Genomic DNA, 25,754 nt, shown 5'->3' with positions numbered 1-25,754 from the left:
CATGGATTCTCCGCCTTTTCCCGCGGCGGTGATCGCGGCCGCGCGCGAAGCCGCCAAGGCGCATCTGCGGATCGCCGGGGCAAGCGAGGACGCGCTGATCGACGGGCTGGCCGCGACGGCGCTGGCGCTGGCCGAGCGCTTCACCGGCACCGTGCTGATCGCGCGCGACTTCGCGGAGGCGCTCGAACCGGCGCGGCATTGGCAGGCGCTGGGTGCGGTGCCGGTGACGGAGATCGAGGCCGGGCGCGACGCGGCGATCGACATCGACGCCCAGGGAGTGGGCCGGGTGCGCACGGCGGCACGGGCGCGCGTCGCCTATCGCGCCGGGGCGGCGGCGGGCTGGGGCGACCTGCCGCCGCCCATCGCCACGGGGGTGGTGCTGCTGACCGCGCACCTGTTCGACCATCGCGGGGGCGAGTCGGCGCCGCCGGCCGCAGTGACCGCGCTGTGGCGGCCGTGGCGGCGTATGCGGCTGGCAGCGGCATGAGCGGCGCGGTGAGGCGCGCGATCGGCCGCGTGGCGGCGGCGGTGCGCGTGGCGGCGCCCGACGCGCGCGTCGAGGTTCGCGACGACGGCATCGCGATCGAAGGCCGCCGCCTGCGCGCGCGGCTGCGCTGGATCGGAGGGCTGGTACGATGAGCGTGCAGGAAGTGCTGCAGGCCGCGCTGGTCGAGGCGCTGGCCGGGCTGGCGGTGACGCGCGTGTTCGACGCGCCGCCGGTGCGCGCCGCCCGGCCCTATGCCCTGGTCGAGGAGGCATGGCTCGCCGACTGGAGCACCAAGGACATGGCCGGACGCGAGGGCCGGTTCGCCGTCGCGCTGTTCGACACGGGCGAGCGGCCGGCCCGCCTGCGCGCGCTCGCCGGAGCGGCGGAGGCGGCGATCGAGGCGATGCCCCGGGTGCTGGGGGAAGGCTGGGCGATCGCCAGCCTGACGCTGCTGCGCAGCCGCATCGCCCGCGACGGCGATGCGCGCTGGACGGCGATGAGCGAATTCCGCGTGCGGATGCTCCGCAGCGAATATTGAAAGGAAGCGAAATGGCGGCGGAAAGAGGCAGCGCGTTCCTGCTCAAGGTGGGGAATGGCGCGACGCCGGCGGTCTATGCGACCGTGGCGGGACTGCGCACCACCCAGCTGAGCGTGAACGGCGAGATGGTGGCGATCACCAGCAAGGATTCCGGCGGCTGGCGCGAGCTGCTCTCCGGCGCCGGGGTGCGCTCGGTGAGCGTGTCGGGCGCAGGCGTGTTCACCGGATCGGCCGCGGAGGCGCGCGTGAAGGCCAATGCGCTTTCGGGCATGCTCGACGACTATCGGCTCAGCTTCGAGAGCGGCGAGACGATGACCGGCCGCTTCCTGGTCACGCGCCTGGACTATGCCGGCGACTTCAACGGTGAGCGCAGCTACACGCTGAGCCTCGAAAGCTCCGGCCCGGTGGTGTCGGCATGAGCGGCGCGGCGAACCCGGCGCGCGGCGAGGTGGCGCTGGTGCTGGGCGGCGTCTCCCATGTGCTCCGGCCCAGCTTCCAGGCACTCGTGGCGGCGGAAGGCGAGCTCGGGCCGCTGTTCGAGTTCGTGGAGCGCGCGGCATCGGGCAAGCTTGGCATCGCCGAGATCGCCGGGCTGTTCTGGCATTGCCTGAAGGATCCCCCGGCGATGGATCGCGCGGCATTCGGCGAAGCGCTGGCCGCTGCCGGCCTCAAGGCACTGGCGCCGGCGCTGCGCATGCTGATCGGACAGATACTGGCGGGCCGGTGATGCGGTTCGCCGAGAATGCCCGGCGGCTGGCCGGGGCGGCTGGCGCGATGTTCGGCTGGCCGCCCGACGCCTTCTGGGCGGCGACTCCGGCCGAGCTGGGCGCGCTGCTCGACGCGATCCGCGGCGAAGCGGCGCTGCCGCCCGACGCGGGCACCCTGGCCAGGCTCAAGGAGCGATTTCCCGATGGATGAGGAAGAGATCGAACGGCTGATCGTGAGCGTGCGCGCCGACACGCGCGCCTTTGCCCGCGACGTGGAGGAGATGCGCCAGGGGCTGGAGGGGCCGCTGGGCGCGGGCGCGGACCGCGCCGGCCGCGCGATCGAGAATGCGCTGCTGCGCGCGGTGCGCACCGGCACCTTCGGGTTCGAGGACCTGAAGCGCGTGGCGCTGGGAGTGATGGACGAGATCGCGCGATCGGCGCTGCGCGACGGCATCGCTTCGCTGGGCGGCGGATCCGGTGGCGGCGGGCTGGCCGCGCTGACCGGCCTGGCGATGTCGCTGTTCGGCGCGCCCGGCCGGGCGACCGGCGGGCCGGTGAGCCCGGGCCGTCCCTATCTCGTGGGCGAGCGCGGCCCCGAACTGTTCGTGCCGGCAAGCGCGGGCAGCGTCGCCGCCACGCCGGCCGCTGCCGGCCCGCGCGAGGTGCGCGTGGCGATCACGGTGAATGCCGCGGCAGACACGGCCCCGCGGGCGCTGGCGCAATCGAGCCGGCAAGTGGCGCGGGCGGTGAAGGCGGCGCTGGCGGGGGCGGACTAGGCGCGTGCGAAGGCTTCCGGCCTGGGCCGAAATTCGTTCAAGTGGAGGAGTAACGCATGGTAATTGCTGTAAATTCCGTGGCCGGCGTCAAGGCTATGGACGTTGCCGACCTGTCCGTCATTCTCGACGCGGCGGGTCTCGAAGGTCTGTTTTTCTGGACCGAAGGCGATTTCACCACCCAGGCTGCCGACACCGACAATATCATCGAAAGCGATGACGTGCCGATCGCCGATGGTGCCTGGGTGCGCCAGACGACCGACGCGATCACGCACGCGCATTTCGCGCCGGGCGCGGTGCGCCGATCGGCGGCCGCCAAGCTGACGGAATGGGTTTCGGTCACCGATTTCGGCGCCAAGGGCGATGCCGACCGCAGCGGCGGCGGCACCGACGATACCGCCGCGATCCAGGCGGCGATCGATGCATCGAACAACGTCTATTTCCCGGGTTCGCGCCAGGGTCGACTCTACAAGTTCAGCAACCTCATCCTGAAGACCCGGACGCGGCTGCATGGCGACGGGCCGCGGGCTTCGGTGCTGCGCCAGCTTCCGACCGCCATGGGCTATGCTCTGCGGGTGGTCGAGGATCTTGGCGGCCCGCCGCCCGCGGTGCCGGTCAACGACATCAGCGAAGGCGCGTTAGGCTTTCGCCACCTGGGTATCGAGGCGTCGCCGCTCGCGGGCACGACCATTGGCATCGGACCCGGTTCGTGCGCGTCGATGCTGACCACCGAGAATCTCCGGATCGCGAACCAGCACGCCGAAACGCTGGTCGGCGAGCCTTATTCGGTGCCGCCCGGCACCGTCGCAATCGCTTTCGACGGCGGTCCAGGCCAAGTAGGTCCGGTGTTCGTCGGCGACCATCGCAATCTGGAAATCCGCTCCTTCGAGACCGCTGTCTGGGCGCGTAACGGCGTGAACGAGCAGAATTTCTCGAGCACCTGGATCATCGACTGCCGGCGCGCCTTCGATCTGGACATGATCTCGACCTGGTCGGTGGAGGCATCGGTCGAAACGAAAGTCGCGGACGCGCGAGGCTTCGTCCTGACCGGACCGGTGGGCAATCTCAACATTCGTGGCGGCCGATATGAGATGCTCATCGACGGCAGCTATCTCTTCGAGCTCGGGACATCGGCAGCGCTGGAGAATGTCGTCGTCTCGCCGCCGCCGAATCTGTTGATCCGAGGGGATAGCGGCAGCGTGTTTCTTCCGGGCCGGAAGGTGTTGGGCGCTTGGCCCAAGCAGCTCTACATCGAAGGCTTCGAGACCTTTGCCGATGCCACCAAGGGGCGCCGGATCGTCGCGGGCTCGCGGTCGGCCGATAGTAGCGGTTCCGAATATCAGTTCGCGGTCAAGCAGCTGATGCTCGGCGGCGCGGCCGCCGGAAACGGCAAGTTCGTGATCGGCGACAATTCGGGCACCGCCGACGCCGTCCTCGAGAATGACGGCAGTCATTTCAACCTCTCCTACCCGGGCGGCGTGCGCTTTCCCCAGTCTGGCGGCACGACCGGCTATGCGCATCCGGTGTGGCTCGGCAGCTATGCGCTGTGGGTGGATGGCAGCGGAACGCTGCGCATCAAGTCCGGGACGCCGGCCAGCGATACCGATGGCCAGGTCGTGGGCTCGCAGACCTAGGGCATATCGACTTGGGCAGCCGGGCTTTCGCGCCCGGCTGCCCCTTATCCGAGGGAAATCGTAGATGGGTTGGTGGCTCGCCGATGCGCGTCGCGGGCAGGCCGAGGGCGTGCTCTCGCGCTTCGATCCCGCTTACTGGACGGTCAATTTTCCGCGGCCGATGATGGCTTCGGTGGTAACCACCGCGCCCGATGCGCTGCGGGTGGACGCGGTCTTCTATCGCCAGGACGACCTTACCGGGCTGATCTGGGAGGCCGAGGACCGGCACGATCATCCACTGCTGCGCTACGAGACCGCGCGGGACTTTCGCACCTGCCGGCTGCGCTTCCGCTGGCGCGCGTCGGGCGTGAAGCCGCTCGACGCGGTCAACGGCCCGGTGCTGACGATCGAGGGGCGCGACGCCGCCGGCGATCCGCGCGCCTGGTACGTCCGGCTGTGGAACTATGCCGAGGGGACGGCGGAGGATGCGCTGGTCTCGATCGACTTCGCCACCGTGCAGGGCGGCTTCCTGCTGCCGGCCGAGGCCGATCCGGTATGGGCCGGCGATGTCGACCGGATGTTCGTCTCGCTGGTCGCACCCGGCCATAGCGGGGCGGATGCCGACCTGGCGGCACCGGCCGAGGGCTGGGTCGAGCTAAGCCAGATTGCCTGCGAGGGCCCGGGCTCGGTGCTGGCGATCGGCGACGTGATCGTGCCCGAGCATGGGCTGGAGATCGCCAATGGCTATGACGACAATTATCACCTGACCCCCGAGCGGTTGCTGCGCAATATGATGCAGCTCGGCTGGCGCGGGGCGATCCTGCACTATGTGGGGATGAGCCATTATTTCCGGCTCGAGGCCAGTTCGGGCGGCCATTATGCGAGCCTGGGCGCGACGGCGCTCAACGTGGCGTGCCGGGCCTGGCACGCGGACTATGCGCGGCGGGCCAGGGCTTTGGGCTATGCGCTGATCCTGTCGCTGTCCTACGAACTGTTCGACCGGCATTGCTGGGGCGACTGGAAACAGCGCGCGGCCGACGGATCGCCGGCGCTGACCGGCTGGGAGCCTCCCTCCACCCTGCTCTCGCCCGCCCATGCGGGAGCAATGGCCTATCTGCAGGCGGTGGCGCGCGAATTCGCCGGGATCGCGAAGGAAGCGGGCCTCAGGGTGCGCTTCCAGATCGGCGAGCCCTGGTGGTGGACGCTGCCCGACGGGAGCCTGTGCATCCACGACGCGGCGGCCCGGGCGGCGCTGGCCGGGGCAAGCGACGTGCCGGCGGCAGCGGGGGCGCTGCTCGCCGCATCGACGCTGGCGCTGCGCGACGCGGTGCGCGCGGTGGATGCCGGGGCGGAGGTGCTGCTGCTGGTCTATACGCCGACCGCGCTGACCGCCCCGGCGGCGAACGTGCCGATCGGCTGGGCGGCACCGGCCTTCGACGTGCTGCAGCTGGAGGACTATGACTGGGCCGCTACGGGCCATGAAGCGGCGAGCGTGCGCGGGATCGCAGCGGTGGAGGCGCGGCTCGGCTACTCCGTGACGGATCAGCACTATCTCGCCGGCTTCGTGCTGCGGCCCGAGGATCGCCGGCAGTGGCGGCACATCGAAGCCGCGGCGGCGCGGGCACGGCGGCGCGGCGTGGCCCGTACCTTCCTGTGGGCGCTGCCTCAGGTGCTGCGCGACGGCTTCGTGCATTTCGATCAGGAGGAAGCGATGGACGCGTTCGACGACGTGCTGTTCCCGCTCGCGCTGGGGCGCGAGGCGGAAGTGGCGCCGGAGGTCTCGACTTCGATCGTGACCAGTGCCGGCGGGCAGGAGAAGCGCAACGCCGAATGGGCCGAGGCGCGGACCCATTATGATGTCGGGCCCGGATTGCGCTCCGAGGACGACATCGCCGAGCTGCTCGCCTTTTTCCGGGCACGCATGGGGCCGGCGCGTGGCTTCCGCCTGCGCGACCCCTTCGATTGCGAGGCGTTGGACGAATTGATCGGCACGGGCGACGGCACGACCGCGCGGTTCGCGCTGGTGCGGCGCTACGGCGACGTGGCGCGGCGGATCACCCGGCCGATCGCCGCAACGGTACGGATCGCGATCGACGGGGCGGAGACCGGGGATTTCGCGCTCGGGGCGGGCGGGATGGTGACGCTGGGCCGGGCACCGGCCGCGGGAGCGGCGGTGCGCGCCAGTTTCGTGTTCGACGTGCCGGTGCGCTTCGCCGACGACCGGCTGCAGGTGAGCCGCGCGACCTTCCTGGCCGGCGCGCTCGCCTCGGTGCCGCTGGTCGAGATCCGCGAATGAGCTGGCTGGAAGGGGCGCTCACCACGCTGGCCCTGTGCTGGCGGATCGAACGGTGCGACGGCGTGACGATCGGGCTGACCGCGCATGACCGCGACCTGGAGTGGAACGGGCTGGTGCATCGCGCGGCCCCCGGCATGGTGCCGAGCGCGATCACCCGCGGGGCGGGGCTCGATCCCGGCGGCATGGACGTGACCGGCGCGCTGACCAGCGCGGCGATCAGCGAGGCCGATCTGCTCGCGGGGCGCTGGGACGGGGCACGGGTGACGATCTTTGCCTGCGACTGGACCGATCCGGCGAGCCAGGTCGCGCTGGGCGAAGGAACGATCGGCGCGATCGAGACTCGCGACGGCGTGCTGACCGCCGAATTGCGTGGCGCGATGGCGGCGATCGAGCGGCCGGTGGCGGAGGAGACTTCGCCCAAATGCCGCGCCGCGCTGGGAGACCGGCGCTGCCGGGTGGCGATGGCCGGGCGGAAGCGCTTCGCCCTGGTGACCGCGATCGAGGATGCGGTGCTCATGCTCGATGCCATGGAACCTCTGCCCAACGCCTATGGCCAGGGGCGGCTGCGCTGGATCGGCGGGGCCAATTCCGGGCTGGACGATGCGATCCTCCGCTCCGACGGCGCGACCGTGACGCTGCGCCGGCCGCCGCGCTTCGATGCCCCGGGCAGGGTGCTGCTGATCGAAGGATGCGACAAGACGCTGGCCATGTGCGCGGCGCGCTTCGGCAATGCCCTCAACTTCCGCGGCGAGCCCTATCTGCCGGGCATCGACCTGCTGACCCGCTATCCGGGCGGATGAGCGGCGACCTGGTGCTCGCCCGCGCGCGGGCGGCGATCGGCACGCGCTTCCGGCCGCGAGGGCGGACGCCGGAGAGCGGGTTCGACTGTGTCGGGCTGGCCGGATGGGCGCACCGAAGGGCGGTGCCCGCCGGCTATGCGATGCGCAGCGCCGATGCGGCGCGGGTGGCGGCGGTGGCGGAAGCCGCGGGACTGGTTCCGGCGGAAGGACGGCGCGCGGGAGACCTGGTGCTGCTCGCGAGCGGCGCGGGGCAAATGCACCTGGGCATCGATAGCGGGACGGGCCTGGTCCATGCCGACGCGATGCTGCGCCGGGTGGTGGAGCGGCCCGATCCGCTGCCCTGGCCGGTGATCGGCCGCTGGCGACGAAAGGAGGACTGACATGGCGACGATGGTGCTGACCATGGCCGGCGGCTTGATCGGCGGCCCGTTGGGCGCGGCGATCGGCGGGCTGATCGGCAATGCCGTCGATCACGCGATCCTGCCCGCCGGCAAGCGCCGCGAGGGGCCGCGGCTGAGCGACCTAAAGGTGCAGACTTCCTCCTATGGCACCCAGCTTCCCAGCTTGTTCGGCACGATGCGGGTGGCGGGATCGGTGATCTGGGCCACCGACCTTGTCGAGCATCGCGACAGCCGATCGGGCGGCAAGGGGCAGCCTGGCAGCACGACCTACAGCTATACGGCCAGCCTGGCGGTGGCACTCTCGGCGCGGCCGATCCTGGGGGTGGGGCGGATCTGGGCGGACGGGCAGCTGCTGCGCGGCAGCGCCGGCGACTTCAAGGCACGCACCGGCTTTCGCCTGTATCTGGGCGGCGAAGACCAGCCAGCCGATCCGCTGATCGCGGCTGCGGAGGGCATCGGGCTCGCCCCGGCGCATCGCGGCATCGCCTATGCCGTGTTCGAGGATCTGGAGCTGGGGCCCTGGGGCAATCGAATCCCGTCGCTGACGTTCGAAGTGCAGGCGGATTCGGGGCCGGTTGCCGCCGGCGACATCGCCGTCGCACTCGGCGCAGTGGCGGCGAGCGGCCCGACCCTGGCGCTGGCCGGCTTCGCGGCGCAGGGCACGAGCCTGGCCGCCGTGGCGGAGCTGCTGGCGGAAGCCGCGGGCGGCTGGTTCGGCCCGGGCCCGACGCTGCTCTGCGGACCGGGGGACGCGATCGTCATCCAGGACGAAGGCGCCGGCGGCCGGGGACGCGCGAACCGGTCGGTCGCGCCCGCGACGCGCGCGCCACGGGCGCTGACGCTCAGCCATTATGACCCCGCCCGCGACTATCAGATCGGCGTGCGCCGAGCCGCCGCGCCCGGGGCAGGCCTGAGCGAGGCGCGGATCGAGCTGCCCGCCGCGATGGATGCCGGCACCGCGCGGACGCTGGCGGAGGCGGCATTGCTCCGGGCCGATATCGAGCGGACCCGGCGAAGCGTCCATGTCGGCTGGGAAGCGCTTGCCATCCCCCCTGGCGCGCGCGTGCGGATCGCCGGAACGCCCGGCATCTGGCGCGTCGACGGCTGGAAACTCGAGGCGATGACGATATCGCTCGACTGCGTTGCGCTGGCCCCGGCAGTGAGGCCGATCGCCGCGAGCGGCGGACGCGTGAACCACGCGCCCGATACCGCGATCGGCCGGACGATATTGCACGCGTTCGAACTGCCGCCGGTCGACGATGGCGTGGCCGCCGTGCCCCGCCTCGCCGTGGCGGCGGCGGGCGACGCTGCCGGATGGCGCCGCGCCGCGCTGCTGCTCAGTACCGACGATGGCGCGGCATGGCGGCCGAGCGGCGGCACCCGCGGCATCGCGGTGCTCGGCGACATCCGCATTCCCCCGGGCTCCGCCCCGCCGCAGATCGACGATCGGCGCAACTGGACCGAAGTGGCGCTCGCCCACGCCGCCATGCAGCTCGACCAGGCCGATGCGACGGCACTCGACCAAGGCGCCAACCTCGCGATGCTGGGCGACGAACTCATCCAGTTCGCGCATGCACAATCGCTGGGCGGCGGCCGCTGGCGCCTTTCCGGACTGTGGCGCGGACGGCACGGCACCGAGCGGGCCATCGGCACCCAGCGGTCCGGCGACCGCTTCGTGCTGCTCGACGCGGATGCGCTAACGCTGATCGATCTGCCTCGAACGGCACTGGGCACCGAAGTGCGACTGCTGGCCGAAGGGGCCGGCGACACGGGTGGCCCCGCCGAGGCCCGCGCCCCGGTGCGCGGCATTTCGCTGCTGCCATTGGCGCCGGTGCACCTCGCCGCGCAGCCGCTCCCCGATGGGGACGTCCACCTGCGCTGGGCACGGCGCGGCCGGCACGACTCGCGATGGCGCGATGGCGCGGACGTGGCGCCCGAGCCTGGGGGCGAGCGCTATCGCATAATGCTGAAACCCGCCGCCGGCCCCGCCTGGACGGTGGACATGCTCGCGCCGGGAATGCGGCTCGGCACCGCTATCGACGCCAGCGGGCTGGAGATCGAAGTCCGCCAGGTCACCGCCGCGGGCCTTTCGCCCGCCGCGACCCTGACCCTGCCGATTCGTGGAGAGGAAGCATGACCGAGACGACCGATCGACTCGCCCTGCCGCTGTTGAACGCGGCCCAGGCGCAGAAGGAAATGTACCACAATGAAGCGCTGGTGCGGCTCGACTTGCTCACTCAGGCCGCTGCCGAGGGGGTCGGCGCGAACACCCCTCCCATCGATCCGCAGCCCGGCCGCTGTTGGATCATCGGCGATGCGCCCGAAGGCGCCTGGCGGGGGCGTGCCGGCGAGGTGGCCGGCTGGACCGAAGGCGGCTGGCGCTTCGTGACTCCGCGCGAGGGCATGCGCCTGTGGCTCGGCCGGGGCGCGGGCCACGCCCTCTTCACCAACGGCGGCTGGCGTGCGGGCGAGGTCCATGGGCGGCTGATCGTCGAGGGGCAACAGGTCATCGGCGCTCGCGCCGCCGCGATCCCGGAACCAGAAGGCGGGACGGTGGTTGATGCCGCAGCGCGGGCCGCAATCTCCGCGGTACTGGTTGCGTTGCGCGCCCATGGTCTGATCGAAGAAGGCGGACTGTGACGTTCATGCAACAGTACCCGGATTTGTGCGCTTGCGCAGAAACTTTCGTTTCGGTACTGAGTTTTTCGCTGTCCGTAGTGACAATCATGAAAGGGGATTAAGATGCGGAAGCTTGCCGTTACTCTGGCACTCGCGACGACCGCGCTCAGCACGCCCGCCCTCGCCCGCGACGATGCGTGGTACGTGGGTGTCGAAGGCGGCGCGATGCTCGTCGAGGACATCAAGTTTGACATTGGCGCGGCTAAGGACGCCGCGACCGTGCATCACAAGGCCGGCTGGGATGCCGACGCTGTGGTCGGTTACGATTTCGGTCCGTTCCGCGCGGAAGCCGAAGTCGGCTATCGTCAGGCTTCGATCAACCGGCTCACCAGCACGGTCACCATGCCGTACCGCAATTCGGCCGGTGCCGCGTTCAATGCACCTCCCGGCAGCTATGGCTATGCCGGCGGTCGTTCCTCGGCGCTGAGCTTCATGGTCAACGGCCTGCTCGACTTCGGTGAAGACACCGGCGTGCAGGGCTTTGTCGGCGGCGGCGTCGGCGTGGCACGCGTCAAGACGAAGCTCGGCCTGAACACCTATCAGGACGCGATCGACGATTCGGACACGGTGTTCGCCTGGCAGGCGATCGCGGGCATCCGCGCGCCGCTGACGGACTCGATCGACATCTCGCTGAAGTATCGCTTCTTCAACGCCGACAATGTGAAGATCACCGACGTTTCGGGTCGCGTGTGGGACGGTCGCTTCCGTTCGCACTCGATCCTGGGCGGCCTGATCTTCAACTTCGGCGCCCCGGCCCCGGCCCCGACGCCGGTTCCGACGCCGGAGCCCACTCCGACGCCGACCTGGACGCCGACTCCGGAGCCGACCCCGACGCCGACCGTCGTCTGCACCCCGGGACCGTACATCGTGTTCTTCGACTGGGATAAGTCGGACATCACGCCGGAAGCCGCGAGCATCCTCGACAACGCCATCAGCAACTATCAGAACTGCGGTAACGCGCAGGTGATGCTGGCTGGCCACGCCGATCGCTCGGGTTCGGCCAGCTACAATGTCGGCCTCTCGCAGCGTCGCGCTGACTCGGTGAAGGCCTATATGACTGCCCGTGGCATCGCCGCCGGTGTGATCTCGACCGAGGCCTTCGGCGAGAGCAAGCCGCGCGTCGAAACCGCCGACGGCGTTCGCGAGCTGCAGAACCGTCGCGTGGAAGTCACCTACGGTCCGGGTTCGGGCAACTAAGCCAGACCCGTCCGCAAGGACTGAGAATTGGGGAGGTCGGGAAACCGGCCTCCCTTTTTCTTTGGGCCTTTTCCTTGATGATAGTCTCGATTGCGAGCGCGCCCGCCGATTATGGCAGCGTTTGCCGCAATGCCATCCTCACCCCGGGCCTGTTCCAGGTGAAGGCAGAACGGGGTAGATCGCCGGAGCTGGCAATCCACACAATCGCCCCTTCCCTCGGCTGCGGAGCCTTCGCGCAGCGGGCTAGAGGCCAATGTCGCCCGCTTGCACGACAGACAGCTGGGAGCTGAAATCGCGAATCCCGATATCCGCCAGGCGCGGCGACTCCCCCAGCGCCGGATCGGAATCCGGCTTCGATTCCGGCAAGGAAGGCAATGCCGCGCTCTGGCGGCGGCGAAATTCCTCGACGGACGTCATTTCTCGGGACACCAGCCCCTGGAGGATATGAGGCAGATCGATCTGAGGGGCGTCACCCCCCGCGCTCGTGCAATTGCCGGCCTCCGCCTCTGTCAACGCCTCGGGTAGCGTGGCGCGCAGCGGCCCCCCTTCCTGCCGCAACCGCCGGCTCAGCATGGCTTCCAGTTCGGATAGCCCCAGTCCTTCGATCTCCTCCGGTTCCGACATTCTGCAATATGTCGCGCGAATCCAAGGGAGAATTCCGAAATCAACGATCGCATGATCTTCCCCGCGAGCACGCCCCTTGGGCGCCATCGGAGGCGAAGGTTCACAACAAGCTTTGCATCCATTCCGGCACCAGCGCATCGCCCAGCGCCTCCACGCGGCGCAGCTCCACCATGAGGCCCAGCTCCGGATAGCTGGCGCGGGTGCGATCGCCCGCCTCGCCGATCGGCGCCACCACCAGCCGGCGATTGACCTTGGCCCGGTAGTGCATGCGCGCCGTATTCTCCTGGCCGACATAGCAGCCCTTGGCGAAGCTGACGCCGTTCAGCTCGGCGGCGTTGCATTCCAGCCACAATGTCTTGTCCTGGCCGAGCTCGGCCGTGCCTTCGGTGACGCCGAGCGACAGGCGATGGGCACGCCAGGCCGCGCTGGCATCGCCGCCGGAATCTTCACTGAGCCACCGCCAGCCAAGCGCGGCGAGACGCGGATCGGCAACTGCATGCGCGCGCGATACAGGCGACCAGTGTACAGCGACACCAGACTCCAGGCCGATATGAATCTGCCGACGCAGGCGATACAGCATGAGGCGACGCATCAGCGCCCCTGCCTGCACCTCCTCACCGTCGATCAGGATATCCTTGCCATCATCCCACAGGATGAAATCGAACAGCACCTTGCCCTGCGGCGTCAGCAGCGCTGCCCATTGCGGGGATGCGGGCGCGACAAGACCCATGTCCTGCGTCACCAATCCCTGAAGAAATCCGCGAACATCGTCTCCCGCAATGCGGATCAAGGCGCGGTCGGCTAGCGCGGTGCTGGTATCGGTCATGCCGAACAGGTAGGGGGTAGCCGGGGGCGACGGAAGAGGCGCGGATATGAATGTCGATCTGAAGCTCAAGGGCGGGCGCGTGCATCTGCCAGGCGGTCCAGCCGAAACGGATATCGGCGTCGCCGATGGGCGCATCGTCGCGATCGGCGGCACGCTGGAAGCGGGCGAGACGATCGACTGCACCGGGCTGGACGTGCTGCCCGGCGTGATCGACAGCCAGGTCCATTTCCGCGAGCCCGGGCTGGAAGCCAAGGAGGACCTGGAGAGCGGCGCCCGTGCCGCGGTGCTCGGCGGGGTGACCGCGGTGTTCGAGATGCCGAACACCAAGCCCAACACCGATTCGGCCGAAGCCGTACAGGACAAGCTCGCCCGCGCGCGCGACCGGATGTGGTGCGACCACGCCTTCTATGTCGGCGCGACCAATCACAATGCCGAGCATCTTGCCGAGCTGGAACGCCTGCCGGGCACGGCAGGCGTGAAGATCTTCATGGGCGCCTCCACCGGCGACCTGCTGGTCTCCGATGACGCGAATCTGGCGCGCGTGCTCGCTTCGGGCCATCGCCGCGTCGCGATCCATGCCGAGGACGAGTTCCGCATGCAGGATCGGCTCGGCGAGCGCGTGCCGGGCGACCCGTCCAGCCACCCGGTCTGGCGCGACGACGAGAGCGCGATGCTCGCGACGCGCCGTATCCTGGGCCTGGCGCGCGCGGCGCGGCGGCGGATCCACGTCCTCCATGTGACGACTCCGGCCGAGCTGGAACTGCTCGGCCGGCACAAGGACATCGCGACCTGCGAGGTCACCCCGCAGCACCTGACGCTGGCCGGCGAGGAAGCCTATCCCAGGATCGGCACCTTCGCGCAAATGAACCCGCCAATCCGTTCGGCCGCGCACCGCGCCGGGCTGTGGCACTGGCTCAACCAGGGCGTGCCCGATGTGCTGGGCTCCGACCATGCGCCGCACACGCGCGAGGAAAAGGCCAGGCCCTATCCCGACAGCCCCAGCGGCATGCCGGGCGTGCAGACCCTGTTGCCGCTGATGCTCAACCATGTCGCCGAGGGGCGGACGACGCTGCAGCGCGTGATCGACCTGACCAGCGCGGGTCCGCAGCGCATCTTCGGCATCGCCGGCAAGGGCCGGATCGCCGTGGGCTATGACGCGGACTTCACCGTGGTGGACCTCAAGGCACGCTGGACGGTGGAGGAGAGCTGGCTCGCCTCGCGGTGCGGCTGGTCGCCCTTCACCGGAATGCAGCTGACCGGCAGGCCCATCGGCACGATCGTGCGCGGCAACCGGGTCATGTGGGAAGCCGAACTGGCCAACCAGGCGATCGGCAGGCCGGTCCGCTTCGAGGCAGTCGAGTTCGGGTGAGGACAGTCTCCCGCACCGATCGCGCGTCGCGGCTGATCAAGGCGCCGGCGAGCCAGGTCTATCGCGCCTTTATCGATCCCGCGGCGCTGGTGCGCTGGCTGCCCCCGGAGGGGATGACCGGCGAGATGCTGGCGTTCGACGCGCGACCGGGCGGCGGCTATCGGATGGCGCTGCACCATGAGGACGCCGAACATGCGACGCCGGGCAAGACTTCCGAGCATAGCGATGTCGTCGAGACGCGCTTCGTCTCGCTGAACCCGGGCAGGGGCATCGTCCAGTCGGCAGTGTTCGATTCGGAGGATCCGGCCTTTGCCGGGACGATGCGGATGACCTGGACCTTCGAGCCGGCCGAAGGCGGCACGCGCGTCGCGATCACCTGCGAGGACGTGCCACAGGGCATCCGCAAGCAGGATCACCTCCAGGGATTGAAGTCGTCGCTCGCCAATCTTGCGGCGTTCGTTGGCGGATAGCCGGGGCGGCTAGGCCGGGATGGCGGCGGCCCAGGCGGCGGCTTCGTCCTCGCGCCGGGCATGCACGAGCGGTGGCTCGGCCGTCGCCAATGCCGGGTCGACTTCGATGCTCGCATCGTAGAGGAAGGTCGCGTTGCCGAGGATCGTGACCATGCCGGCAGCGTCCGACGATCCCATCACCAGCCCGCCCTTGTTGAACACCTTCATCGTCGTGCCGAACGGCACGCGGCCCGTGCGGCCGGCGGCATAGACCGCCGAGGCCATGGCGCTGCCGCAACTGTCGGTCAGGCCGACGCCGCGTTCATAGGTGCGCACGAACAAATCCTGCCCGCGCAGCTCGACGAAGGAGACATTGGCGCGCGCCGGGATCAGGCCGGGCCCGGCCTCGCACCAGTCGCCCAGCGCCGTCAGCTCGGCTTCGTCCACCGCGTCCACGAACGCGACGAGATGCGGGTTGGGCATCGCGACCGCCGTGAAGGCCCGCGTGCTGGGCAGGCCGGGGATGGCCGCATCGATCACCGTCTCCGCCGCGATGCGCAGGCCGACGGCACCGGTGCGGGTGGAAGCCGGGCCGGCAGTCTCGCAAATGGTCACCACGCCCGGCGCGAGCGGTTCGGCACGGGCCACTTCGGCACTGCTCGTCTTCAGCCGCACCCGCGCCGCATCGACGCCGAGCAGTTCGAATCCCAGCCGCGCGACGCAGCGCAAGCCATTGAGGCAGGTCTCCGCTTCCGAACCGTCCGAATTGAACATGCGCATGCCGAAATCATGGCCGGCATCGTCCCCCGCGGTGAGCAGCAACAGGCCGTCGCCACCGACCGGCCCGGCACGATCGGCGAGCGCGCGCGCCACACCCGCCCAATCCGCATCGGGCAGGTCGAGCGCACGCGCGTCGATCAGGGGAAAATCATTCCCCGAGCCGTGACATTTGATGAAGGCGAGCCGCATGGCGCCCATCTAGGCACGCCGGGCCGCGCTGGCTAGCCGGCAAGCACCTCGCGCTGCACCGGGCCACCCATCGCATCGATCATCGCGCGGTCGCGGGTGATGATGGCGGCGAAGCTCGGCCGCGCGTGCATCGCCGCAACCCATTCCGCCAGTCGCGGATAGATCGTGGCATCCACGGTCACGCCGATGCAGCCCAGCGTCGCGAGCGGGCTCGCCACCGCGATGTCCGCCAGGGTCAGCCGATCTTCGACAAGGAAGCCGCTCTCGGGGATCGCGGTTTCCAGATAGGCGAGGATCGGCGGCATCAGGTCGCGCTCGGCGGCGTCCGCCGCGGCATGGTCGCATTCCATCTTGAGCACCCGCGGGCGCACGAAGCGCTGGCCGAAGATCGCGCCGCCGGCTGCCATCATGATCGTGTCGGCAAGCTCGTCGAACCAGATCGCCCGCGCGCGCGCGCGGGGCTCGGCCGGGATCAGGCTCGGCTCGGGATATTTGGCATCGAGATAGGCGACGATCGCCGAACTGTCCGAGATCAGGAAATCGCCGTCCTTGAAACCCGGCATCTTGCCGAACGGGCTCGCCGCCATGAATTCCGGCCCGCCCCGGCCCATGCCGGCGGCCTGCAGCTCGAGATCCAGCCCCTTCTCGGCACCGAACACCATTACCTTGCGCACATAGGGCGAAAGCGTCGAACCAAACACGATCATGCCAACCTCTCCTCGGCTTGGGCATCAGGCTATCAAATCAGTTGCCATTTGCAACTGGTTAATGCGCGACAGGTGCGCTCCACTATGCGAAGAGGGGATGCGTGATTGCTCTCACTCTCCTCCTCATATTGGGCGCGGCTGCGGCCTTTTATGTCGTGCTGCGGCGCATCGCCTTTCTGGAGGAAGAACTGCGCCGTGTCGAATCGCTGATCGCCGCGCGCGACCATGCCGCACCCGAGACATCGGCGCGCTCGCCTGAATCCTCGACGCCCCCCGCCCCTGCGATCGAAGCGCCGAGCCGGGTCGCCGAAGCCCAGCCGGAGCACGAGCCCGCACGGACGGGAGTCGAGCCGCGCCCCCTGCCCCAGTTCAGCCTCGAGACGCTGATCGGCGGGCGATTGCCGATCTGGATCGGCGGCGCCGCCCTGGTGCTCGCCGGCTTCTTCCTCGTCCGCTATTCCATCGAGAGCGGATTGCTCGGGCCGGGAACGCGAACCGTGCTCGCAGCGCTGTTCGGCGCGGCACTGATCGCGGGCAGCGAGGTCGTGCGGCGCCTGCGCGCCACCGCCGACGATCCACGCGTGGCCCAGACACTGGCCGGGGCGGGCATCGCGAGCCTCTACGGCACGCTCTACATGGCGGCGGCGCTCTACCATCTGATCGCACCGCCCGCCGCTTTCCTGTTCGTGCTGCTGATCACCGGCGGCGCGCTCGCCCTGGCGCTGCGCCACGGACCGCCCACCGCGGCGATGGCGCTGATCGGCGGGTTCGCCGCACCCCTGGTCGCCGGGTTCGACGCCGCGGGGATCGGCCCGTTGCTCGTCTATCTCGCGCTGTTCACTGCCGCCCTGTTCGGCCTGGCCATCCATCGCGGCTGGGCCTGGCTGGCGCTGGCCGCCTGTGCGTCGGGCTTTGCCTGGGTCAACTTCCTGATCGCGATGCTGGTGGCGCGCGAAGGCGATCTTTCCGCCGTCGGCGCCTTCACCATGCTGCTCGCGATCGGCGCCAGCGCGGCGCTGCCGGCGACCGGCGCGGGCAATCGCTGGCTTCGTCTGGCCCCGTTGGTGGCAGGATGCCTGCAACTCGCCATACTCGCCCCCGCGCTCGATTTCGGCTGGCTCGCCTGGAGCCTCTACCTCACCCTCGCCGCCGCCGCGCTTTTCCTCGCCTGGCGCGACACGGTCTATCTTCCCGGCGCGCTTGCCGCCTGTGTCTTGCTGCTCGTGCTGGAAATGCTCGCGATCGACCTGCGCGCGCCCAATTTCACGCCGGTCGCCGCCATTCTCGCCACCGGGCTGTTCGCCGTGCCCGGCCATGCACTGGCACGGCGCCATCCGCTCTGGGCGGGGATCGCGCTGCTCGGCACCGCCGGTCCGCTCCTCATCGCCCATTTGCGCGCGCCGGAGCTGCTATCCGCCATGCAATGGGGAGGGATCGAGCTGGCGGCTGCAGCCGCGGTGTTCGGCCTGGCCTGGCGGAGCCGTGCCGACGGCACGCATTCGCTGCTCGTCCCGGCGACTGCGCTGGCGGCCTTCCTCGCGGGGCTTGGCCTGGGCCAGTTCGTACCGGGCGACTGGCTCGCGCTGCCCCTTTCCTGCATCGCCGCCGCCCTCGCCTGGTGGGCGCACAAGATACGCGCGCCGCGGCTCTATGCGCTGCCCGCCTATCCTCTCGCTGCCGCGCTGATCGCCGCCGCGCTACCGCTCGGCACGCTGAGCGAGTTGATCCTCGCCTCGCTTTCCGGAGAGCGGCTCACCTATGCGCTGCTCCCCGCCCTGCCCGAGCTGCTCCGGGAGCTGGCGCTGCCGGTGGCGCTCGCCGCCGCGCTGCTCCTCGATCCCGCGCAGTTCGGCCGGGTCCGCCGAGTCGCGTCGCTCTTCGCCGTCACGCTCGGCGTGCTGCTGCTCTATGCGCTCGCCAAGCAGCCGCTCGCCATCGCCACCCTCCCGCGCTTCGAGACGTTCGGCTTCGTCGAGCGCGCGCTGCTCACCCAGGCCTGCCTCGCCGCCGGCTGGCTGCTCCTTCGCCGCGCCAGGGCAGTCACGCTCGGCCATGTGCTGCTCGCGCTCGGCCTGTTCCGGATCCTGTGGTTCGACCTGTTGCTGCTCACGCCGCTGGCGGAGCCCCAGGCGGTCGGCCCGCTGCCGCTCCTCAACGCCGCCGTGCTCCATCTCGCGCTCGCCAGCTTCTGGCTGTGGACCCTGCCCCCGCGCTGGCGGCCGGGCGCGGCGCTGCTCGCCCTTCTGGCCGTGCTGGCGGCGGTGCGCCAGGCCGCGCATGGCAACCTGCTCACCGGCCCGATCGGAACCGGCGAGAATGGCGGATACAGCGCCGCGATGCTGGCGCTCGCACTGTTCTGGCTATGGCGGGGCATTGCCGCCGGCGCACGCGACCTGCGCGTCTTCGGCCTGGCCTTGCTTACCGGCGTCACCTTCAAGGTATTCCTGATCGATGCCGCGGCACTCGACGGGTTGCTGCGCATCCTTTCCTTCCTCGGCCTCGGCATCGCGCTGATCGGAATCGGCTGGGCCTATGGCCGCTTCGTCGGCAAGGGCGCCGCGGCACCGGAACCGCTCACCTGATGCCGTAGAAATCGGCGACGCGATCGAGCGCGAAGCAGAGCACCAGCTTGCCCGCCCGGCTCGGCCAGCCCAGCGCCTTCTCCGCCGGCCCCAATCCCTCGCCCGCACAGACCACGCGCCACAATATGTCGGCCAGCCCGGCACCAGCCGCCGTCGTCGCGCCGTCGAACCGGCGCCGCGCGGCGATCTGCGCCAAGCTGGGGTCGAGCCGTTCCGGCATGCCGCCCGGCAACCGCGCCGCCGACGCGGCGTCCCAGCGCATGGTCACGCGCGGCCCCAGCGCCGCCATCTCGTAATCGGCACGAAGCCTTTCCCCCGCCTCGAGCTGCCGCGCGCACACATGGCCGCGCGCCGCCAGCCACGCCAGCGGCGATTCGGCCTGGTTCACCGTGACCCGCCGCCGGAGTCCCGCCCCATCCTCGATCGTCCGCTCCACCAGCTCGCGCATTGATGATCTCCTTTTGTTCCAATCTCGCACTCTTGCCATGAAGGCTCGATTGTAGGAAAGAAGAAAACCGATTTGGTTAGGAGACGTGTCGATGATCACAGCCATCCGCGAAGTGCGCCGCGCCAAGGGGCTCACGCTGGAGGAAGTGGCGGCGCGTTGCGTGCCCGCCACCACGGCGCAGACGATCGGCCGGCTGGAGATGGGCACCCGCACCGTTTCGGTTGGATGGCTCAATCGCATCGCCGCCGCGCTCGGGGTGGACAGCGCCGACCTGGTCAGGCTGCCCGAACGGCCGGAGATCCCGGTGGCGGCCATGCTCGACAATGCCGGCGCCCAGGCCCCGCGCAGGCCGGCGGCAATGGTGCCCCCGCATGCCGAGCCGGGCATGGTCGCGGTAGCGGTGGCGGCGGGGATCGGCGACTATCGCGCCGGGGACGAAATCTGGTGCCGCACGCTGGCGCCCGAGGGTTTTGCCGGCGCGCTCAACCGCGACGTGCTCGTGCCTCGCCCCGCGGGACGCTTCCTGTTCGGGCGGCTGATCGGGCGGGAGGGCGACCGGCTCCACCTCCTCCCTCTCGGCGCCGGCGCCCGCCAGCAAGTGGTGGCCGACCCTGCTTGGATCGCCGAAGCGATCCGCCTGGTCCGTCCCCTCTGAATCGGCTTGCGGAGTGTCGCGGACAGGCGCATTTTGCCGGCAAAAGCAGGAGGGGCATTTCATGCTGAAACTGGGTCTGGCGACAATTGCCGCAATCGTGATCGCAACGCCCGCAATGGCGGACGATTGGGATTTCGTGCTGATCAACAACACCGGCAAGGCGATCAAGACGGTCGAGATCGCGCCGACGGGCACCACCACCTGGCAACCCAACAAGGTCGATCCCGATTTCAAGAAGGACGATGCGACGGTGAAGCCCGGCGCCCGGATGACAGTGCATTTCAACAAGGGCACCGTCTGCAAGTACGACCTGAAGCTCAACTTCGCCGACAACAGCAACAGCGTATGGATGGGCATCAACGTGTGCGACAATTCCTACGTTACCGTGAAGTACAACCCTGCGGGCGCGACGGTCTTCACGGCGAACTGATCGCGCGGCCGCGCATCGACACGAATGGCGGGGGATCGCAGGGGCGATCTTCCGCCATTCGCGTCGATGCGCCCGACGAAAGATCCGGCCCGGCCGGATTTCCCGAATCGCACGGTCTCGATTCCGAAATCGGATATCGGCGGAAGAGTGGACGAAGTATCCACCATTAATAGGAGTCGACTGTCCGGTCTGTTAAAGTTATCCACAGCCTGTCGAGTCGCCTTAGATATCATGGCCGCCAAGGGGTCGCGGCTGCTTCACATGTACATTGCCAGTTCCGGGAGACGCGCCGCGTCTTTCCGTGTTCTCATGGTCGAACGTCCCCGGTATCGCTCCGGGGCGGGCGCGCAATGCTGTCGGGTGAGCGGGCGTGGACAATCTCGTGACCGGATTGCTGGGCGACAGCGAGGCAATGGTGCGGCTGCGCACCATCGTTCCCAAGATCGCGCGCTGCGACGCTCCGGCGCTGATCACCGGCTCCACCGGCACCGGCAAGGAACATTGCGCGCGCACCATCCATGCGTTGAGCGAGCGCCGCTGCGCGCCCTTCGTCGCGATCAACTGCGGTGCGGTTCCCGACAGCCTGTTCGAGGCCGAGCTGTTCGGGTTCGAACGCGGCAGCTTCACCGGGGCGGTGCGCAGCCAAACCGGCAAGGCGGTGATCGCCGGCGCCGGCGGCACGCTGTTCCTCGACGAAGTGGGCGAGCTCTCGCCGTTCAGCCAAGTCAAGCTTCTGCGGCTGCTGGAAGAGAAGGAAGTGCAGCCGATCGGGCGCGAGAAGCCGGTGAAGGTCGATCTGCGCGTGATCGCGGCAACCAACCGCGACGTCGAGCAGCAGGTGGAGGAAGGAAGCTTTCGCGCCGATCTCTATTACCGGCTCAATGTCGCCCGGGTGACTCTGCCCGACCTTGCCGAGCGAACCGAGGATATCGCGCTCTACATCACGCACTTCATCGAACGCTTCAATCGCCGCTGCGGCTGCGACGTCGCCGCGCCCGATGCCGAATTGCTCGACCTGCTGATGCACTATGACTGGCCAGGCAATGTCCGCGAGGTGCGCAACTTCGTCGAGGCGGTCTTCATCGATCCCCCGCGCGGCGCGATCCGGCGCGACCATATTCCCGATGCCTTTGTGCGGCTGCAGCGCAGCTTCGATCGCTCGGGCAAGGACGAGCGCGCCCGCATCCGCGCCGCGCTCGACCGCACCGACTGGAACCGCGCCGAGGCCGCGCGCGCGCTCAGCTGGTCGCGGATGACGCTCTACCGCAAGATGACCAAGTACGAGATGACCCGCGGCGGCCCCGAAGGCCTCGAGGACGGTCCCGCGCTGTAACGGGCGCGCGTAACCCTGATACGCCCGCACCGTTCCATTGTTACGCAGCGCTATGCTGGCTGACCGGATAACCCTTTGTTATAAAGTCATTTCATCGTCTGGCACACGGCTTGCTCCTGATCCGTCAGGAGGCATGCCGGATGAATCAGGGCAGCGTGGCGGACAGGGATGCGGACCCGGCGATGCGCGCCGAGACATCCCGCGCGCCTGCCAGCTACGTCAATTATTTCGAGCTCGGCCAGAACCCCTTCGAATTCCTGATCGACCTCGGCCAATATTATCCGAGCGGCAACGAAGGCGTCGGCGCGATCGCCATCCACACGCGGCTGGTGCTCACCCCGCCCTATGCGAAGATGCTTTCCGAACTCCTCGCCCGCTCGGTCCACGAACATGAGCGCGAAAACGGGCCGGTCGCCCAGATCGGCCAGGAAAGCTGCCCCTTCGACATCGTCCTCTCCTCGATCGGCGACTTCGAGGAGCGCGCCCGCGCGCTGCGCGCTGCGCGCACGCGATCCGATGCGGCTCCCGGCGACGATGCCGGCCGCAATTCCCCTTCCAGCAACGACAGGTGATCCATGACTGCTCAGATCCGTCCCAATCGCATGGAGGTCAGCGATCGGTTCCCGATGCTGGGGTTCGCCGTTCGCGTCGATCGGCCCGATGTCGAGATGCAGATAGTGCTGGCGACCGATGTCTCGCTGTTCGATCCCGCGAACAAGCCGCATCGCACCGCCGCCAATTTCTATTGCAGCGACGAGCAGGGGCGGCTGAGCGTGCCGCGCGGCGACGGCGTGTTCGTGGTGCCGTCCGAAGTGCTCGCGCGCTTCATCGGCGGCCAGAAGATCTATTTCGGGCTCGCGACCGGCCATGCCGGCAATGGCGGGCTGAACGTGGACGCGCTGCCGCGCGAGGGCAGCCCCTATGTCGCGCTCAGCAATTTCACCGGGCGCAGCCTGCGCCGTAGCTATACGGCTCCGCGCACCACGCCGGTGCTCGAATGGGCGGGCGACGCCCCGCAGCCCGGCAGCCGCGCGGCCGCGCCGCCGCCCGCGGCTTCCGCGCCGATCGCCGCGACGCGCGCGCCGGCGGCCCCGGGCGGCAACGGCACCTATGACGACGGCTTCGGCCCGATGCCCGATATCCCCGCGAAGAGCGCCGGCCTCGCGCGGTCCGCCCCCATGGCGGCGGGATCGCGCGGCAACGTCGCGCTCAACATGGCATCGGGGCTCGGCGCCGGCGATGCGCTCGGCTGGATCATGGAGAAGGTGCGCACCGCCGCCGCGACGGCGGGCAGCGAAGTCAATCCGCCCCGCCTCTACCGGTTCGGCGCCGCCAGCAGCACCTTCGTCGCCGCATGGCAGGCGGGCTTCGGGATCACCGGGCTGATCAACCCGCTCAACGCGTTCCTCGCCGCGCTGCCCCAGCTCGCGGCGCGCAGCAGCGTGACCATCTCGGTCGGCCCGGCACTCGATACGCCGGTATTCGGCGGCGGCGTGGGCGCCGTCTTCGCGCCCGACGGCCAGGCCGCGCTGTTCGGCACTGCCGATTCCAGCTTCGACGCGCAGGGCGTCAGCGACTTTATCGAGCATCTGAAGCTCGCGCTCCAGGCCCGGTTCAAGCTCGGCTACAATGCCGGCGGCATCGACGGCTTTGCCGGTCTGCGCAAGGTGGCAGCCCTCAATGTCGGCGAGGAGCTCGTGGTCGGCGCCGAGCTGTGGCTCGACGGCGCCGACCAGGGCATCGGCGGCGCGGTCTCGATCGGCGCGGGCTTCGCACTGCAATTCGGGCAGGAAGAGGCCGCCTATGTGCCCCCGGCCCTGCCCGGCCTCGGCGCGCGCGACCGGGCCAGCCGGATCGGCGGCGCGTTCGCCACGCGGATCGGGGAAGCGCTCGATCTCGGCCTGGCCGAAGCGGCGGTCACGCCACTGCTCGAGAGGCTCGAGAGCGCGAGCCGGCCCGATCCGCTGCGCGCCTCGGCAAGCGCGCTCGCCTATGCCCGCGCCCAGGCGACGAGCCGCAGCATCAACTGGAACGGCGTTGACTGGATCGCCCAGCCCAACGACAATGCCTGCTGGGCGACCACGCTGGCGATGCTGATCGGCTGGAAGGACCAGAAATGCTATGAGCCGGCGACGATCGCGCAGCGTTGCGGCCGCGACATCGAGCAGGGACTCCCCTGGGATCAGCGTGCCACCGTCGCCGCGGCGCTGGGCCTGGGGACGCTCCAGCCGCAATGCTACACTCCCGAGGGCTTTTTCAGCCTGATCGAGCGCCATGGCCCGCTCTATGTCGGCAAGATGGCGAGCGCGGCCAACCTGTCGGGCCATGCCGTGCTCGTCGTCGGCATGTACGAGGATGGCGGCCAATATTATGTCCGCGTGGTCGATCCCTGGGATCGCCCGGTCGGCACGCCCGGCGCACCCGGCGCCTATGCCAGCACGCACGAGCGCGGCAGCCGCTACATCCTGCGGTTCGAGGATTTCGAGACCGAGTATGAGATGGCGGCGGACGGCAACCCCGCCTATGTCCAGATCATCTATGCCGGCATCCCCGCGGGTCGCCAGCCCGATACCGGCACCGGCGCGCCCTCGGGCTTCGCGATGGCGGCGGCGCGCACGGCCGGAGCGATGGCCGCGGCCGACTGGTCGATCAACTGGGACGGGGTGCAGCTCATCCCGCAGCCCACCGGCAATGGCTGCTGGGCCACCACCATCGCCATGCTGCTCGGCTGGCGCGACGAACGCAGCGTCTCGCCCGAATCGATCGCGCAACGCTGCGGCAACGACATCGAACAGGGCCTGCCCTGGACCGAGCATGCCGCCGCCGCGGCCAGGCTGGGCCTCACTGCGCATCCGCCGCAATGCTATGCGCCCGACGGCTTCGCCGCGCTGATCGAGAACAACGGCCCGCTCTATGTGAGCAAGATCGCGACTTCGACGATCCTGTCGGGCCATGCCGTGCTCGTCGTCGGCATGTATTCGAGCGGCGGCGACTATTTCGTGCGCATCGCCGATCCCTGGGATCGCCCGGTCGGCAGCCCCGGCAGCCCGGGCGACTATGCCCCCACCCATGCGCGCGGCAGCCGCTACATCCTGCGCTATGAGGATTTCCAGACCGAGTATGAGATGGCGGCCTCGGGCAGCAATCCGGTCAATGTGCAGATCCTGAGTGGCGGGGTCCCGGCCGGGCGCCAGATCAACGGCGGCACCACCGCGCCTGCCGGCTATGCGATGGCGGCTCCCCGCACCTTGCCCGCGCCGCCGCCCGCCCGCACCCGCGCGCTGGACATCGGCGCCGCCGCCACGATCGCGGGCACCGCGGTGCAGATCATCGCGGCCAATAGCGGCGACATCCATACCAACCTCGCCAGCTGGAACGGCATCAAGCATCCGGGCGACCGCGCGCCGGCGCGCGCCGCCGCCTTCCAGGACGGCGCCATCGAGCTGCGCGACTGGCCGATGGTCGGCGGCACCTTCGGGCTGGACGACATCTATTGCTGGCTGCGGATTCGCTGGCAGTACAACGGCACCTCGCTCGGCCATATCTATATCGACGATATCGGCCATGACGATGCCGCCGGCTGGGGCCTGACCGTCAATGCGACGATCGAGGACGACGCACGGCTCTATGCCCGCAGCTCGCATGCCAGCGCGACGGGACCGGCGCGGGTGCCGGCGCTGCACGTCAACATCACCTATACGTTCGACGAGGTCATCGCCGACGATCAGGTCGCCCATTCGCGCATCACGCTCTACGCCGACGGCACCCACGACATCGAGAGCCGCTGGGTCCAGCACTCGCGGCCCGGCGGCGGCACGCCGACCAGCATAGCCCGCCCGCTCGCATACGCGTGATCCGATGCCGGGTGCCC

General features: G+C 69.6%; 27 protein-coding genes. 22 read left to right on the top strand and 5 right to left on the bottom strand.

The features are described from left to right. Position 1 precedes the first annotated feature (1 nt). From FHR20_RS14860 to FHR20_RS14795, 14 genes are all read left to right on the top strand, one after another. A complete protein-coding gene (locus FHR20_RS14860) occupies positions 2 to 487 on the top strand; it encodes a head-tail connector protein (protein WP_167300339.1) in 486 nt (161 codons plus the stop codon). Beyond that, positions 484 to 639, top strand: coding sequence for a hypothetical protein (locus FHR20_RS14855; RefSeq protein WP_167300338.1), 156 nt, complete (start codon positions 484 to 486; stop codon positions 637 to 639). Before FHR20_RS14860 ends, FHR20_RS14855 begins: the two co-directional genes overlap by 4 nt. Next, the gene (gene gp17, locus FHR20_RS14850; protein ID WP_167300337.1) at positions 636 to 1,025 is read left to right on the top strand and encodes a tail completion protein gp17; all 390 of its coding nucleotides are present in this window, start codon (positions 636 to 638) and stop codon (positions 1,023 to 1,025) included. Before FHR20_RS14855 ends, gp17 begins: the two co-directional genes overlap by 4 nt. An 11-nt stretch (positions 1,026 to 1,036) precedes the next feature. Next, positions 1,037 to 1,444 carry a phage major tail protein, TP901-1 family gene (locus FHR20_RS14845; protein WP_167300336.1) on the top strand — a complete coding sequence of 136 codons (408 nt, stop codon included), beginning with the start codon at positions 1,037 to 1,039 and terminating at the stop codon, positions 1,442 to 1,444. After that, positions 1,441 to 1,752: a GTA-gp10 family protein gene (locus tag FHR20_RS14840; protein WP_167300335.1), complete on the top strand. Its 312-nt coding sequence runs from the start codon at positions 1,441 to 1,443 to the stop codon at positions 1,750 to 1,752. Before FHR20_RS14845 ends, FHR20_RS14840 begins: the two co-directional genes overlap by 4 nt. Beyond that, positions 1,752 to 1,943: a phage tail assembly chaperone gene (locus FHR20_RS14835; RefSeq protein ID WP_208413596.1), complete on the top strand. Its 192-nt coding sequence runs from the start codon at positions 1,752 to 1,754 to the stop codon at positions 1,941 to 1,943. The genes FHR20_RS14840 and FHR20_RS14835 overlap by 1 nt, the downstream gene beginning before the upstream one ends. Next, the gene (locus FHR20_RS14830) at positions 1,936 to 2,508 is read left to right on the top strand and encodes a tail tape measure protein (protein WP_167300333.1); all 573 of its coding nucleotides are present in this window, start codon (positions 1,936 to 1,938) and stop codon (positions 2,506 to 2,508) included. Before FHR20_RS14835 ends, FHR20_RS14830 begins: the two co-directional genes overlap by 8 nt. Before the next feature lie 56 nt (positions 2,509 to 2,564). Continuing rightward, on the top strand, positions 2,565 to 4,139 hold the full coding sequence (locus FHR20_RS14825; RefSeq protein WP_167300332.1) for a glycosyl hydrolase family 28-related protein: 1,575 nt from the start codon (positions 2,565 to 2,567) through the stop codon (positions 4,137 to 4,139). A gap of 64 nt (positions 4,140 to 4,203) precedes the next feature. Beyond that, positions 4,204 to 6,414 carry a DUF2460 domain-containing protein gene (locus FHR20_RS14820; protein ID WP_167300331.1) on the top strand — a complete coding sequence of 737 codons (2,211 nt, stop codon included), beginning with the start codon at positions 4,204 to 4,206 and terminating at the stop codon, positions 6,412 to 6,414. Next, positions 6,411 to 7,214: a DUF2163 domain-containing protein gene (locus FHR20_RS14815; protein WP_167300330.1), complete on the top strand. Its 804-nt coding sequence runs from the start codon at positions 6,411 to 6,413 to the stop codon at positions 7,212 to 7,214. Before FHR20_RS14820 ends, FHR20_RS14815 begins: the two co-directional genes overlap by 4 nt. Next, on the top strand, positions 7,211 to 7,594 hold the full coding sequence (locus FHR20_RS14810) for an NlpC/P60 family protein (RefSeq protein WP_167300329.1): 384 nt from the start codon (positions 7,211 to 7,213) through the stop codon (positions 7,592 to 7,594). Before FHR20_RS14815 ends, FHR20_RS14810 begins: the two co-directional genes overlap by 4 nt. A 1-nt stretch (position 7,595) precedes the next feature. Continuing rightward, positions 7,596 to 9,752: a phage tail protein gene (locus tag FHR20_RS14805; RefSeq protein ID WP_167300328.1), complete on the top strand. Its 2,157-nt coding sequence runs from the start codon at positions 7,596 to 7,598 to the stop codon at positions 9,750 to 9,752. Then, positions 9,749 to 10,255: a DUF2793 domain-containing protein gene (locus FHR20_RS14800; protein WP_167300327.1), complete on the top strand. Its 507-nt coding sequence runs from the start codon at positions 9,749 to 9,751 to the stop codon at positions 10,253 to 10,255. Before FHR20_RS14805 ends, FHR20_RS14800 begins: the two co-directional genes overlap by 4 nt. 102 nt (positions 10,256 to 10,357) lie before the next feature. Continuing rightward, positions 10,358 to 11,491 carry an OmpA family protein gene (locus FHR20_RS14795; RefSeq protein WP_167300326.1) on the top strand — a complete coding sequence of 378 codons (1,134 nt, stop codon included), beginning with the start codon at positions 10,358 to 10,360 and terminating at the stop codon, positions 11,489 to 11,491. A 243-nt stretch (positions 11,492 to 11,734) separates the two neighbouring features. On the opposite strand, the gene FHR20_RS14790 is transcribed toward FHR20_RS14795, so the two are convergent. Next, positions 11,735 to 12,115, bottom strand: a complete 381-nt coding sequence (locus FHR20_RS14790; protein ID WP_167300325.1) for a hypothetical protein — start codon at positions 12,113 to 12,115, stop codon at positions 11,735 to 11,737. Positions 12,116 to 12,215: 100 nt separating this feature from the next. Beyond that, positions 12,216 to 12,941, bottom strand: coding sequence for a CAF17-like 4Fe-4S cluster assembly/insertion protein YgfZ (ygfZ, locus tag FHR20_RS14785; RefSeq protein WP_167300324.1), 726 nt, complete (start codon positions 12,939 to 12,941; stop codon positions 12,216 to 12,218). A 46-nt stretch (positions 12,942 to 12,987) separates the two neighbouring features. Between ygfZ and FHR20_RS14780 the strand changes: the two genes are divergently transcribed. Further along, positions 12,988 to 14,310, top strand: a complete 1,323-nt coding sequence (locus FHR20_RS14780; RefSeq protein ID WP_167300323.1) for a dihydroorotase — start codon at positions 12,988 to 12,990, stop codon at positions 14,308 to 14,310. Beyond that, positions 14,307 to 14,780, top strand: coding sequence for an SRPBCC family protein (locus FHR20_RS14775; RefSeq protein ID WP_167300322.1), 474 nt, complete (start codon positions 14,307 to 14,309; stop codon positions 14,778 to 14,780). Before FHR20_RS14780 ends, FHR20_RS14775 begins: the two co-directional genes overlap by 4 nt. 9 nt (positions 14,781 to 14,789) lie before the next feature. Here FHR20_RS14775 and dapF read toward each other — a convergent pair whose 3' ends face one another. Together dapF and FHR20_RS14765 are read right to left on the bottom strand one after the other, a co-directional pair. Further along, complete coding sequence (dapF, locus tag FHR20_RS14770; RefSeq protein ID WP_208413595.1) at positions 14,790 to 15,728, bottom strand: diaminopimelate epimerase; 939 nt, start codon at positions 15,726 to 15,728, stop codon at positions 14,790 to 14,792. A gap of 32 nt (positions 15,729 to 15,760) precedes the next feature. Further along, entirely contained in the window at positions 15,761 to 16,435 is a 675-nt protein-coding gene (locus tag FHR20_RS14765; protein WP_167300320.1) for a glutathione S-transferase family protein, read from the bottom strand. A 101-nt stretch (positions 16,436 to 16,536) separates the two neighbouring features. Here FHR20_RS14765 and FHR20_RS14760 point away from each other — a divergent pair, with 101 nt between their 5' ends. After that, positions 16,537 to 19,017: a DUF2339 domain-containing protein gene (locus FHR20_RS14760; RefSeq protein WP_167300319.1), complete on the top strand. Its 2,481-nt coding sequence runs from the start codon at positions 16,537 to 16,539 to the stop codon at positions 19,015 to 19,017. On the opposite strand, the gene FHR20_RS14755 is transcribed toward FHR20_RS14760, so the two are convergent. Continuing rightward, positions 19,010 to 19,465 carry a DUF6456 domain-containing protein gene (locus tag FHR20_RS14755; RefSeq protein ID WP_167300318.1) on the bottom strand — a complete coding sequence of 152 codons (456 nt, stop codon included), beginning with the start codon at positions 19,463 to 19,465 and terminating at the stop codon, positions 19,010 to 19,012. The two genes, FHR20_RS14760 and FHR20_RS14755, sit on opposite strands and share 8 nt — an antisense overlap. 91 nt (positions 19,466 to 19,556) lie before the next feature. On the opposite strand from FHR20_RS14755, the gene FHR20_RS14750 reads away from it, so the two are divergent. From FHR20_RS14750 to FHR20_RS14730, 5 genes are all read left to right on the top strand, one after another. After that, the gene (locus tag FHR20_RS14750) at positions 19,557 to 20,120 is read left to right on the top strand and encodes a helix-turn-helix domain-containing protein (RefSeq protein ID WP_167300317.1); all 564 of its coding nucleotides are present in this window, start codon (positions 19,557 to 19,559) and stop codon (positions 20,118 to 20,120) included. 61 nt (positions 20,121 to 20,181) lie between these two features. Then, a complete protein-coding gene (locus FHR20_RS14745; RefSeq protein WP_167300316.1) occupies positions 20,182 to 20,550 on the top strand; it encodes a hypothetical protein in 369 nt (122 codons plus the stop codon). 370 nt (positions 20,551 to 20,920) lie between these two features. Then, a complete protein-coding gene (locus FHR20_RS14740) occupies positions 20,921 to 21,883 on the top strand; it encodes a sigma-54 interaction domain-containing protein (RefSeq protein WP_208413594.1) in 963 nt (320 codons plus the stop codon). Positions 21,884 to 22,023: 140 nt separating this feature from the next. Beyond that, positions 22,024 to 22,455 (top strand): DUF3467 domain-containing protein, encoded by a 432-nt coding sequence (locus FHR20_RS14735; RefSeq protein WP_167300315.1) that lies wholly within the window; start codon positions 22,024 to 22,026, stop codon positions 22,453 to 22,455. 3 nt (positions 22,456 to 22,458) lie between these two features. Then, entirely contained in the window at positions 22,459 to 25,737 is a 3,279-nt protein-coding gene (locus FHR20_RS14730) for a papain-like cysteine protease family protein (RefSeq protein WP_167300314.1), read from the top strand. The last annotated feature ends 17 nt before the right edge of the window (positions 25,738 to 25,754 follow it).

It is taken from the genome of Sphingomonas leidyi (genome assembly GCF_011761945.1).
GTDB classification, from domain to species: Bacteria; Pseudomonadota; Alphaproteobacteria; order Sphingomonadales; family Sphingomonadaceae; genus Sphingomonas; species Sphingomonas leidyi.
This window is presented reverse-complemented; position numbering and strand designations above follow the sequence as displayed.

Excerpts from the sequence above, each read along its gene's own strand:
- FHR20_RS14825 (WP_167300332.1), top strand. The coding sequence starts at position 2,565 with ATGGTAATTGCTGTAAATTCCGTGGCCGGCGTCAAGGCTATGGACGTT.
- FHR20_RS14735 (WP_167300315.1), top strand. The coding sequence starts at position 22,024 with ATGAATCAGGGCAGCGTGGCGGACAGGGATGCGGACCCGGCGATGCGC.
- FHR20_RS14845 (WP_167300336.1), top strand. The coding sequence starts at position 1,037 with ATGGCGGCGGAAAGAGGCAGCGCGTTCCTGCTCAAGGTGGGGAATGGC.
- FHR20_RS14855 (WP_167300338.1), top strand. The coding sequence starts at position 484 with ATGAGCGGCGCGGTGAGGCGCGCGATCGGCCGCGTGGCGGCGGCGGTG.
- FHR20_RS14800 (WP_167300327.1), top strand. The coding sequence starts at position 9,749 with ATGACCGAGACGACCGATCGACTCGCCCTGCCGCTGTTGAACGCGGCC.
- FHR20_RS14780 (WP_167300323.1), top strand. The coding sequence starts at position 12,988 with ATGAATGTCGATCTGAAGCTCAAGGGCGGGCGCGTGCATCTGCCAGGC.
- ygfZ (WP_167300324.1), bottom strand. The coding sequence starts at position 12,941 with ATGACCGATACCAGCACCGCGCTAGCCGACCGCGCCTTGATCCGCATT.
- FHR20_RS14810 (WP_167300329.1), top strand. The coding sequence starts at position 7,211 with ATGAGCGGCGACCTGGTGCTCGCCCGCGCGCGGGCGGCGATCGGCACG.
- FHR20_RS14840 (WP_167300335.1), top strand. The coding sequence starts at position 1,441 with ATGAGCGGCGCGGCGAACCCGGCGCGCGGCGAGGTGGCGCTGGTGCTG.
- FHR20_RS14860 (WP_167300339.1), top strand. The coding sequence starts at position 2 with ATGGATTCTCCGCCTTTTCCCGCGGCGGTGATCGCGGCCGCGCGCGAA.
- FHR20_RS14805 (WP_167300328.1), top strand. The coding sequence starts at position 7,596 with ATGGCGACGATGGTGCTGACCATGGCCGGCGGCTTGATCGGCGGCCCG.
- dapF (WP_208413595.1), bottom strand. The coding sequence starts at position 15,728 with ATGCGGCTCGCCTTCATCAAATGTCACGGCTCGGGGAATGATTTTCCC.
- FHR20_RS14820 (WP_167300331.1), top strand. The coding sequence starts at position 4,204 with ATGGGTTGGTGGCTCGCCGATGCGCGTCGCGGGCAGGCCGAGGGCGTG.
- FHR20_RS14835 (WP_208413596.1), top strand. The coding sequence starts at position 1,752 with ATGCGGTTCGCCGAGAATGCCCGGCGGCTGGCCGGGGCGGCTGGCGCG.
- FHR20_RS14745 (WP_167300316.1), top strand. The coding sequence starts at position 20,182 with ATGCTGAAACTGGGTCTGGCGACAATTGCCGCAATCGTGATCGCAACG.
- FHR20_RS14795 (WP_167300326.1), top strand. The coding sequence starts at position 10,358 with ATGCGGAAGCTTGCCGTTACTCTGGCACTCGCGACGACCGCGCTCAGC.
- FHR20_RS14755 (WP_167300318.1), bottom strand. The coding sequence starts at position 19,465 with ATGCGCGAGCTGGTGGAGCGGACGATCGAGGATGGGGCGGGACTCCGG.
- FHR20_RS14790 (WP_167300325.1), bottom strand. The coding sequence starts at position 12,115 with ATGTCGGAACCGGAGGAGATCGAAGGACTGGGGCTATCCGAACTGGAA.
- FHR20_RS14815 (WP_167300330.1), top strand. The coding sequence starts at position 6,411 with ATGAGCTGGCTGGAAGGGGCGCTCACCACGCTGGCCCTGTGCTGGCGG.
- FHR20_RS14730 (WP_167300314.1), top strand. The coding sequence starts at position 22,459 with ATGACTGCTCAGATCCGTCCCAATCGCATGGAGGTCAGCGATCGGTTC.
- FHR20_RS14750 (WP_167300317.1), top strand. The coding sequence starts at position 19,557 with ATGATCACAGCCATCCGCGAAGTGCGCCGCGCCAAGGGGCTCACGCTG.
- FHR20_RS14830 (WP_167300333.1), top strand. The coding sequence starts at position 1,936 with ATGGATGAGGAAGAGATCGAACGGCTGATCGTGAGCGTGCGCGCCGAC.
- FHR20_RS14765 (WP_167300320.1), bottom strand. The coding sequence starts at position 16,435 with ATGATCGTGTTTGGTTCGACGCTTTCGCCCTATGTGCGCAAGGTAATG.
- gp17 (WP_167300337.1), top strand. The coding sequence starts at position 636 with ATGAGCGTGCAGGAAGTGCTGCAGGCCGCGCTGGTCGAGGCGCTGGCC.